8 protein-coding genes and 6 tRNA genes are annotated in these 9,392 nt (G+C 51.5%); 2 read left to right on the forward strand and 12 right to left on the reverse strand.

The annotated features are described in order from the left end of the window. Positions 1-18: 18 nt before the first annotated feature. The 3 genes from GC097_RS21115 to GC097_RS21125 are packed head-to-tail and all read right to left on the reverse strand — an operon-like array spanning position 19 to position 2,815. Positions 19-1,032 carry a zinc-binding alcohol dehydrogenase family protein gene (locus GC097_RS21115; RefSeq protein ID WP_171685294.1) on the reverse strand — a complete coding sequence of 338 codons (1,014 nt, stop codon included), beginning with the start codon at positions 1,030-1,032 and terminating at the stop codon, positions 19-21. A gap of 11 nt (positions 1,033-1,043) precedes the next feature. After that, positions 1,044-1,988 (reverse strand): aldo/keto reductase, encoded by a 945-nt coding sequence (locus tag GC097_RS21120; RefSeq protein ID WP_171685295.1) that lies wholly within the window; start codon positions 1,986-1,988, stop codon positions 1,044-1,046. After that, positions 1,985-2,815 (reverse strand): amidohydrolase family protein, encoded by an 831-nt coding sequence (locus GC097_RS21125; protein ID WP_171685296.1) that lies wholly within the window; start codon positions 2,813-2,815, stop codon positions 1,985-1,987. Before GC097_RS21125 ends, GC097_RS21120 begins: the two co-directional genes overlap by 4 nt. Positions 2,816-2,958: 143 nt before the next feature. On the opposite strand from GC097_RS21125, the gene GC097_RS21130 reads away from it, so the two are divergent. Then, the gene (locus tag GC097_RS21130) at positions 2,959-3,822 is read left to right on the forward strand and encodes an AraC family transcriptional regulator (RefSeq protein WP_171685297.1); all 864 of its coding nucleotides are present in this window, start codon (positions 2,959-2,961) and stop codon (positions 3,820-3,822) included. A gap of 19 nt (positions 3,823-3,841) precedes the next feature. Here the strand turns inward: GC097_RS21130 and GC097_RS21135 are convergent, their stop codons facing one another. The 3 genes from GC097_RS21135 to GC097_RS21145 all read right to left on the reverse strand — a co-directional run bounded on the left by GC097_RS21135 (position 3,842) and on the right by GC097_RS21145 (position 7,666). After that, a complete protein-coding gene (locus GC097_RS21135) occupies positions 3,842-4,768 on the reverse strand; it encodes an NAD-dependent epimerase/dehydratase family protein (protein WP_171685298.1) in 927 nt (308 codons plus the stop codon). 161 nt (positions 4,769-4,929) lie between these two features. Further along, the gene (locus GC097_RS21140) at positions 4,930-6,189 is read right to left on the reverse strand and encodes a (Fe-S)-binding protein (RefSeq protein ID WP_171685304.1); all 1,260 of its coding nucleotides are present in this window, start codon (positions 6,187-6,189) and stop codon (positions 4,930-4,932) included. A 61-nt stretch (positions 6,190-6,250) separates the two neighbouring features. Beyond that, a complete protein-coding gene (locus tag GC097_RS21145) occupies positions 6,251-7,666 on the reverse strand; it encodes an FAD-linked oxidase C-terminal domain-containing protein (protein ID WP_171685299.1) in 1,416 nt (471 codons plus the stop codon). A gap of 113 nt (positions 7,667-7,779) precedes the next feature. Here GC097_RS21145 and GC097_RS21150 point away from each other — a divergent pair, with 113 nt between their 5' ends. Then, positions 7,780-8,514, forward strand: a complete 735-nt coding sequence (locus GC097_RS21150; RefSeq protein WP_171685300.1) for a FadR/GntR family transcriptional regulator — start codon at positions 7,780-7,782, stop codon at positions 8,512-8,514. A gap of 335 nt (positions 8,515-8,849) precedes the next feature. Here GC097_RS21150 and GC097_RS21155 read toward each other — a convergent pair. The 6 genes from GC097_RS21155 to GC097_RS21180 form a co-directional block, all read right to left on the reverse strand. Continuing rightward, a tRNA-Leu gene (locus GC097_RS21155) sits at positions 8,850-8,929 on the reverse strand. A gap of 1 nt (position 8,930) precedes the next feature. After that, a tRNA-Thr gene (locus tag GC097_RS21160) sits at positions 8,931-9,006 on the reverse strand. Between the two features lie 18 nt (positions 9,007-9,024). Then, positions 9,025-9,100 (reverse strand) — tRNA-Phe (locus GC097_RS21165). Positions 9,101-9,120: 20 nt separating this feature from the next. Then, a tRNA-Asp gene (locus GC097_RS21170) sits at positions 9,121-9,197 on the reverse strand. A gap of 25 nt (positions 9,198-9,222) precedes the next feature. Next, positions 9,223-9,298: transfer RNA gene (locus tag GC097_RS21175), tRNA-Val, on the reverse strand. 15 nt (positions 9,299-9,313) lie between these two features. Beyond that, positions 9,314-9,388 (reverse strand) — tRNA-Glu (locus GC097_RS21180). Between the last annotated feature and the right edge of the window lie 4 nt (positions 9,389-9,392).

Below are 9,392 nucleotides of genomic sequence, written 5' to 3' on the forward strand. Positions count from 1 at the left end.
CCTCAACTCAGCGCCATACTACAAACAAACGATCGCCTTAATTACCTTCGACTCCGGCTTCAGCCAAGTCTCAAACTGGCCGATCATGTCCTCGAAGGATACACGGTGTGTGATGTAGCTCTCAATGTCGATGACTCCTGTTTGCATCGCTTCATACACGGTGTCGAAATCATCCATCGTTGCGTTCCGGCTGCCCAGCAGCGTCAGCTCCCGCTTATGAAAATCAGGATCATGGAACGTGATATCCGCCTTTACGAGGCCAACGTACACAAGCTTGCCGCCATGCGCGACAAGTCCGAAGGAGTCTGTCATAGACCTTGCATTGCCCGTCGCATCGAAAACCACAGTGGGCATATCGCCGTTCGTGAGCGCAGACAGCTGCTCCTTCGGCTGCTGCAGCGCATTCACGGTATGATCGACGCCCGCCCACTTGCGGCAAAACGCCAACCGCTCGTCATTGATGTCCATCGCGATGACATTCGCGCCAAACAGCTTCGCCAGGATCATGACGCCGAGTCCGATCGGCCCCGCTCCAATGACGAGCGCCGTTTCACCCGCGCGAAGCCCTGATCTTCGCACGGCGTGAGCTCCGATGCTAAGCGGCTCCAGCATCGCTGCTTGATCAAGCGTTAGCCCCGCCGTTTTAATGAGATGGCTGGCAGGTATGGAAACCAGTTCTCTCATTCCTCCATCCATATGCACGCCAAGCACTTTCATATGGGTGCAGCAGTTCGTACTGCCTTTGCGGCAAGCAATGCACGTTCCGCAGTGCATATACGGAACGACGCTGACCTGGTCGCCAATCTGCAGCCCCGGGACTCCTTCGCCAACTTCTTCGACATAGCCGGAGAGTTCGTGACCAAGCACGCGCGGATAGCTGAAAAATGGCTGATTCCCTTTATAGGCATGTAAATCCGTCCCGCAGATGCCGATCCTTTTGATACGAACGATGGCTTCGCCCGCTTTTACTGCTGGTTCCTGCATCTCAACAAAGGCAAACCGTTCAATCTCCTCACAGACGATCGCTTTCATTCTAACCCTCCCTATACGCAAGTCTTCTCGTTATATTCAGGTCTTCCGCTAATCCATGACTTGTTGTGGATTGGCTTCAAAATGTCCAACACTTCTTGCAGCAGCCCGGCATCCATAGGCTCATCCGTCCATGCGATGTTTTTGCGGATGTTCTCCGGACTCGCCGTGCTGACGAGCGTCGTTGGTATCCGCTCGTTCGCCGTTGCGTATTGCACCGCCAGCTTCGCAATGTCAGCTCCCTGGCTTGCGCAGTACTCGGCAGCTTCCTTGCAGACGCGCTGAATGTCAGCCGGTGCCGGATGCCAAGAAGCTGCGGGTCTAGTGCTCAGCAGTCCCATCGATAGCGGCGATGCGTTCACCAATCCTACTTCGTGCTGCTCCAACAGCGGTACTATGTCCAGCAAGGACGTGTCATTCAGCGCATAGTGACAGTAGGACAGCACAGAATCGAGCTCTTTCACAGCCAGCGACTTCTCAAACACGGACAACGGCAGTCCGGATACGCCGAAATAACGGATTTTTCCAGATTGCTTCAAGGCATCGAGTGCAGGGAAAGCCCCTTCAACAACCTCATCGAAAGCAGCAAATTCAATATCATGCAAATATAGAATATCGATATAATCCGTATGAAGCCGCTTTAAGCTTTCATCGACGCTGCGGATAATCCGCTCCTTCGAGAAATCGAACTCGGCGTCACCGTAACGCCCAGCCTTTGTCGTCAAAATAAAGCGATCTCTGTCCAGTTGGGCAATCGCTTTGCCTAATACCGTTTCCGCTTTGGTTAAACCGTAATACGGGGACACATCAATCAGATTAATGCCTAGATCAACAGCCGTATGCACCGTCCGGATGCTTTCTTCCTCGTTCGTTTCACGGAAGAGAGAGCCAAGCGAAGAGGCCCCGAAGCTCAATACGGAGACGTCCAGCCCTGTTTTGCCCAATTTACGATATTTCATAGTTTATAGAACTCCTTCGCGTTTAGTCCAAATAGACGGTCATTGTCGTGTTGAGTCCAAGTTTCCGGCAAGGCGTGCGTCAATACCCCGACAACTTCGTCATAATCTGCCGCTAGCAAGCATACCGGCCAATCGCTGCCGAATAAGACCCGCTCCGCTCTGAATACTTCCAGAACATGCCGGATATACATCGTAAAATCTTCTTTGACCCAGCTTGTGGGGTTCGCTTCCGTCACCATGCCCGAAAGCTTACAGTACACGTTCCGATGCTTGGCGATAGCCGCCATCTGACTTTTCCAAGGCTCGATAGCTCCATCAGCTATCCGCGGCTTCGCGATATGATCGATCACCGCCCGCAGCCCCGGGACCTGTTCCAAAAGCTCGATTACCGGCGCTAATTGCTCGGATTTTACAAGCAAATCAACGGGAACGTCCTCCTCAGCAAAATATCGCAAGGCCTCAACAAAATGAGGCTCCAAGATCCGGTTCGCATCCGGCATTTCTTGAATCATGACTCGGAAGCCCACGTATTTGGGATGTTGTTTGAATTTTGCATAGTGGAGAAGGCATTCAGGGTCATTCAAATCGAGCCAGCCTACGACACCTGCAACGGTTTCCGATTCCTCGCTTAAAGACAGGAGATAGCTTGTTTCTTCTAGGGTTGGCGCTGCTTGAACAACAATCGTCTTATCCAGCTGGTGCTTCTTCAAATAAGGCCATAAATCGCTTGGCAAAAAATCACGATACAAGGCCGGCAGCTCCGGACCGATCCATCCGTAGTCGCCCCGATCGATTTTCCAATAATGCTGATGTGCATCTATTCGCATGGCATACCTCCTTATTGATGAGCTGTTTGTTATCGCTTTCTTTCATTTTAACAGCATCTAACGTATAAGAAATATCGATTTCTAGCATATTTGTACGCTTTTTTGATATCATTAGAAGACTCATACTGGGAAGGAGCGGCCTTATGCATCCGGTGCGCAAAATATTCGATACGAACGATGCTTTTCCGTTTTCGTTTGCCTATAAAAATACAAAAAGCTCGCAAAGCGAGCTCCCTGACCATTTTCACGACTGGTTTGAAATTGTATATGTATACCGCGGCAAAGGCACCTTCTTCATCGACCATACTTTTTACGACATGAAGCAGGGCGATCTGTTCCTTATCCCCGGAAATACCATCCACCGGGCCACACCTGACAAGGAAACACCCGTAACGTCTACCGCTGTCTATTTTAGTCCCGGCATGATCCAAGCGCCGCAGCTCGGAGATTCGTTCTCTTATTTGCACAGCTTCGAGCATGCAGCAAGGGTTCGCCACTACAAATTGGAGCTGCTGCTCCCGCAGCGTCAGCATATGGAGCCCCATTTGGAGTCCATCCAGCGTGAGCTCAAGCAGACGAGCCCTGGCCACCGTCAGGCGATTTTCTTGCAGCTGCTTCAGCTGCTGCTTTTTATACAGCGGGATGTGGGCTCCGGTTCGATGCTGACTGCGGGTGACCCTCTTGTCGGCCCCGTTTGGATGAGAGAAATTCTGCTTTTTATCGATCAGCATTTCTGCGAGGACATCGGACTTGGTACCCTTTCGAAGCAAGCCTCCGTCTCACCGGCTCATCTCAGCCGCGTCTTTAAACAGTTGATTGGCATGAACATCACCGCCTACATCATGACCAAGCGGATCATTCGGGCAAAGCAGCTTCTTGGCGAAAGTGATGTTAATATCCGGCATATCGCAGAAATGTGCGGCTTCGAAAGCTTGCCCCATTTCCACGCCATGTTCAAAAGGGTACTCGGCGTAACGCCTGCGGCCGCCCGAAAATCAATCAGATAACAGCGAAAAAAGTATACTTTTATCCTACTTGATACTGCGTTTTATAATAGGCAAAAGTTGCTGCCAAGCCGTCCTTCAACGTGAAAACCGGACTCCAACCGAGAGCGTGAAGCGCTGCGCGGTTATCCAGCCGGCTGTGAACAATATCGCCGGTGCGGGCAGGCCCATAGGACGGGTTGAAACTGCTGCCGCAAATCGAACACATCACCCTCAGAAGATCATTAACACTTGTTTGTTCATTGCAGCTAATATTGTAAATACCGTGGCTGCCTTTGCTCAAGGCAGCTCTATTTGCGCTCACGATGTCCTTCACATAGATGAAATCCCGCGTCTGCTCCCCGTCGCCATAAATGACCGGTTGTTTCCCTTCCAAAAGCTTGTCCACAAAGACGGCAACGACCCCGCCTTCTCCCTTAGGATCTTGCCTTATACCATAGACATTCGCATACCGCAGGATGGTGTAGTCCATGTCATAAAGAGAAGCAAAGCTTTCTATGTAGTGTTCGGGCGTATGTTTGGAAATGCCATAGAAAGAGAGCGGCTTGACCGGATGGGCTTCATCCACGCTCAAATATTGCGGAGTCCCGTACACTGCAGCAGAGGAGGCGTAAATCAGTTTCCGGACGCCATACTCCCGGCATTGCTCCAACAGGGCAATCGTCCCCAAAATGTTGATTTTGGCATCCAATAAGGGATTGGCCAGCGAAGTCTGCACATCGACTTGCGCCGCATGATGAATGACAACTTCCGGGCGCGCAGCCTCGAACACCGCGGAAAGCCCAACTTCAAGTAAATCCCCAAGGTGAAAAACAGCCCCCGTATTCACATTCACTTTAAAGCCTGTAGACAGGTTATCCAATATATGCACACGATGCCCGGCCTGAACCAAATCATCGACAATATGCGATCCAATAAATCCGGCTCCCCCGGTAACTAAAATGTTCATGCAGACATCCCCCCTCCTACTACCGTAAACATCACATAATAGGTTCACTCTACAGTTTTCCTTTTATTCGACATATTACCATACTTTATTTTACGAAAAAATGGAAATAAAAGCTGCCCAGTTTTTTGAACTTGGCAGCTTTTTGAGAGATGGCTGTTAGGTTAATTTTTGAAAACACGATCATATAAAAAGTCGGCAATATGGACGGCTTCCATTTTTCCCTTGCGCCCATGCTTATCGATCCCCAGCTTCATTTGCAATAAGCAGCCAGGATTGCTCGTCACTAGGTAGCTGGCTTCGGTTGCATTCACGTTGACCATTTTGCCCTCGAGAATTTGGTTGGCCATTTCCGGTTGCGTCACATTATAAATACCGGCTGATCCGCAGCAAGAGCCCGCGTCCTTCATTTCGACAAAGGTAACGTTGCCTACTTCTTTCAGCAGTTGTCTGGACGGATTGCTGCCTTTCATCACATTTCGAAGATGGCAGGAGTCTTGATAGGTCACCCGGGTGGATGCCGTTCCGGCTTGATGATCGGCGAAGCGCAGCGGACGTCCTTTTTCCACAAGTATGGTCGAAATGTCCTTCACCCGCGCAGCGAACCACCCCGCAGCATCCTTCCACTCCGGCTCATCATGCAGCAAATGATCGTACTCGATCAGTATAGCGCCGCAACCGCCTGCATTGGATACAATGTAATCCACTCCGGCTTCTTGGAAAGCGCGGATGTTGTTCTTGGCCAGCATTTTGGCCTGATCGCTTTCGCCGCTGTGCGCATGGAGGGCGCCACAGCAGTTCTGCGTCTCCGGAATGACGACATCAAAGCCTGCTTCGGACAGCAGTTTAACGGTTTTGATATTCGTTTCCGTGAACATCACATCCATCAAACAGCCTCTAAACATGCCAACAGTGGCAACTTTTTCTCCTTTGGCCGGGATGAAGGTACCCAGGAGCTGGGTGATGCCTTTGCCCGAAGCGTCCGGGAGAATTTTCTCCATATCGGACAATTGTTTGGAAAATAAACCGACGACGCCTGTTTTGCGAACGACGGATTGCAGGCCTGATTTTTTATAAAAATGGAGGCCTGAGCCTAACAGGCGCATTCTTTGCTGCGATGGGAACAGTTCTTTGAACACCATCTTGCGCACGCCGCGTATCCACCATCTATGCTGCTTCGTATGGGTTTCAACCGCATCGCGAGCCTGCTCAATTAACTGGCCGTATTTCACATCGGCGGGACAAGCCGGTTCACACGCACGGCATCCTAAGCAGTGATTCATCTGATCCTCGAAGGAGATGCCCGGCTCCATTACGCCATCCACGGCTGCTTTCATGAGTGAAATACGCCCGCGAGGGGATTCGGCCTCGACACCCGTTTCCTTAAACGTCGGGCAAACCGGAAGGCAAAAACCGCAGCGCATGCAGTTGGTCAATTGATCGTAGTCCAGCTTCTGAATCAGCGTTTCCTGAAGCGTTGCTCCTTTAGCCACGGTCGATCACCACCCTGCGTCTGGATTCTTTGGCAAACATTTTGCCGGGATTCAGCAGATGATGCGGGTCGAACACGTCTTTGATCCCTTTCATCATCGCGATGCCGCTGCTTCCTACTTTCCATTCCAAGAAAGGGGCTTTTACCAGCCCAACGCCATGCTCGCCGGTAATCGTTCCCCCCATCTGGATCGCCGCTTCAAAGATTTCTTCGAAAGCTGCCTCCACACGGTGGATTTCATCCTGATCCCTTGCATCGGTTGTCGCTGTCGGGTGAAGATTGCCGTCTCCCGCATGCCCAAAGGTGCAAATCTGCACGCTATGCTTCTCTGCGATTCGGTTAATCTCCAGCACCATATCGGCAATTTTGGAGCGCGGTACGGTGGCGTCCTCCAGGATCGTTGTCGGACGCAAACGCGCAAGGGCAGTGAAGGCGCTGCGTCTAGCGGTCAGCAGCTTCAACGCTTCCTCTTGATTGCTCGCGATGCTGACCTCATCCGCCTGCTCCTCGCGGCAAATTTCCGAGATGCGGGCAATATCCCGCTCTACCATTTCCATGTCGCCATCCTGTTCAATCAAGAGGATCGCCGCCATATCCAGCGGCAGCCCCAGCTTGGCGAAATCGTCCACCACGCGAATCGTCGGATTATCCATAAATTCCAGTGTTGCCGGAATGATGCGGTTTTCAATGATCTTGGACACGGTACGAGCCGCCCCATATAAATCTTTGTACATCGCCAGCATCGTTTTCTTAAATTTCGGCGGCGGAACCAGCTTCAGCGTGGCTTCTGTAATAACAGCCAGCGTCCCTTCCGAGCCGATCAGGAGCTTCGTCAAATCATACCCGGCCACGTCTTTCATCAGCTTGCCGCCTGTGCGCATGATTTCACCGCTCGCCAGCACGCATTCTAAGCCGATCACATAATCCTTGGTCGTACCGTATTTAAGTCCGCGAAGTCCTCCGGAGCACTCCGCAATATTGCCGCCAATGGTCGAAATAGCCATGGAGCTTGGATCTGGCGGATAAAATAAGCCCAGGCTCTCGATATGCTCGATGAACTGCTTCGTAATGATGCCCGGCTGCACCGTCGCCGTCAGATTCTGCATATCGATATCGAGGATCGCGTTCATCCGGTGCATCACCATCACGATGCCGCCTTGAACGGGAACCGTACCGCCGCAAAGATTCGTTCCGGATCCTCTGCTGATAAGCGGAACGCGGTGCTCATTCAACACCTTCATAATCGCAGAAACCTGCGCCGTATCTTTCGGATAAATCACGCCGTCCGGCAGCGATTGGAGCATCGGTGTTCCGTCATAAGAGTGGGTAACAAGCGACTCCATGTCATCTTTGAAAAAAGCTTCGCCTACAATATTGAACAGTTGTTGTCTAATTTGGTTATCCAGCATAGCAGCCTCCCACGGGACTATTCATGTTTTAAGTGATCATGTGATCTGATGACTTTTCTTCTATTTTAGCTTATGATTGAATAGATGTATACATCTTTTATGGGGGAATTGGAATGGCATTTCAGCAGATACGGCCGCAAAAGGGCTCGGAAATCGTAATGGGGCAGATTAAAAAGCAAATTGAGACGGGAACCTATGCTCCAGGCTCCAAACTGCCTACTGTAGTCGACCTTGCTGCGAGCTTTCAAGTCGGGCGTTCGACCATCCGGGAAGCGCTGAGCGCGCTTAAGGCGATGGGGTGGGTCGATATCAGGCACGGCGGTGGGACGTTCGTCAGCAATCCTCTGCCAACGGATACCGCCCCCCTCTTTGATCAAGGCGAATCGCTGCAGGAGGTGCAGGAAGTACGCAGATTCATCGAGGCGGGCTGCGCGTCTTTGGCAGCAAGCCGGCGGACGGAAGCCAATGTCTCGGCGCTCCGGGACATTCTTCAAACGATGGAGAGGGCGCTGGGCAACGAGGAAGAAAGCGAGCAAGCCGACATTCGATTTCACCTGGGAATCGCCAGAGCCTCCCATAATTCCCTCATGATCGGGATGATGGAGTCTTTGACAGAGAGGCTGCAGGTGAGCATGAAGGCTTCTCGCCGTCTGTGGTTTTTTGCTGAGCGCGCATCCGCTGAAAAGCTACTACAAGAGCATCGCGACATTGTTGATGCCATCGATGCCCAGGACGAAACGCTGGCAGCGGAAAGAATGTCGCAGCATATTCATAAAGTGGATCAAGTGATTCAGAGGCTTGCCAAAATCTCAACGGATACTTCCTTGCAGGCGCCGCCTGGTACTTGATCCGGGAAGATATCAAAATGGGAATAGCGGTGCTGCTCAATTGGGTGAAAACGTTCCCCGGTTGGTTCAGGGGAACTGCAGGGCGCTATTTTGGAGAAAAACGGAGGTTTGCTTGCTGGAGGGGAACTGCAGGGTCTTATTTCAACGAAATGGGGGCGTTAACTGCTTCGAATGGCAAAATAACGGCCTGTAGTTCCCTTTATCTGGACAAAAGGGCTATTTCCGTTGAAATAGCGCCCTGTAGTTCCCCTGCTGCATATATATCGAACCAAAATGCTTGCAAGGCATATAAACGAAAAAAGGCAAAACCATAATGGTTCTGCCTTTTTGTGTGATGCGCGTAGAGGGACTTGAACCCCCACGGTCGCCCGCTAGATCCTAAGTCTAGTGCGTCTGCCAATTCCGCCATACGCGCGTGGTGCCGTCGAGAGGACTTGAACCCCCAACCTACTGATTACAAGTCAGTTGCTCTACCAGTTGAGCTACAACGGCATGTGTAGTTTTAAAAAATGGTGGCTCGGGACGGAATCGAACCGCCGACACGAGGATTTTCAGTCCTCTGCTCTACCGACTGAGCTACCGAGCCTTAAATGAAATTGGTAATAATGGCGGAGCCGACGGGATTCGAACCCGCGGTCTCCTGCGTGACAGGCAGGCATGTTAGGCCTCTACACCACGGCTCCGCATTAAAAAGTACAGCTGTATAAATGGTGAACGCTGACGGGATCGAACCGCCGACCCTTACCCTGTCAAGGTAATGCTCTCCCAGCTGAGCTAAGCGTTCATGCTAAGGTAATAATGGTGACCCGTAGGGGACTCGAACCCCTGTTACCTCCGTGAAAGGGAGGTGTCTTAACCACTTGACCAACGGGCCTTAA

The organism is Paenibacillus planticolens (assembly GCF_013141725.1).
Classification (GTDB): domain Bacteria; phylum Bacillota; class Bacilli; order Paenibacillales; family NBRC-103111; genus Paenibacillus_E; species Paenibacillus_E planticolens.

Excerpts from the sequence above, each read along its gene's own strand:
- GC097_RS21115 (WP_171685294.1), bottom strand. The coding sequence starts at position 1,032 with ATGAAAGCGATCGTCTGTGAGGAGATTGAACGGTTTGCCTTTGTTGAG.
- GC097_RS21120 (WP_171685295.1), bottom strand. The coding sequence starts at position 1,988 with ATGAAATATCGTAAATTGGGCAAAACAGGGCTGGACGTCTCCGTATTG.
- GC097_RS21125 (WP_171685296.1), bottom strand. The coding sequence starts at position 2,815 with ATGCGAATAGATGCACATCAGCATTATTGGAAAATCGATCGGGGCGAC.
- GC097_RS21130 (WP_171685297.1), top strand. The coding sequence starts at position 2,959 with ATGCATCCGGTGCGCAAAATATTCGATACGAACGATGCTTTTCCGTTT.
- GC097_RS21135 (WP_171685298.1), bottom strand. The coding sequence starts at position 4,768 with ATGAACATTTTAGTTACCGGGGGAGCCGGATTTATTGGATCGCATATT.
- GC097_RS21140 (WP_171685304.1), bottom strand. The coding sequence starts at position 6,189 with ATGCGCTGCGGTTTTTGCCTTCCGGTTTGCCCGACGTTTAAGGAAACG.
- GC097_RS21145 (WP_171685299.1), bottom strand. The coding sequence starts at position 7,666 with ATGCTGGATAACCAAATTAGACAACAACTGTTCAATATTGTAGGCGAA.
- GC097_RS21150 (WP_171685300.1), top strand. The coding sequence starts at position 7,780 with ATGGCATTTCAGCAGATACGGCCGCAAAAGGGCTCGGAAATCGTAATG.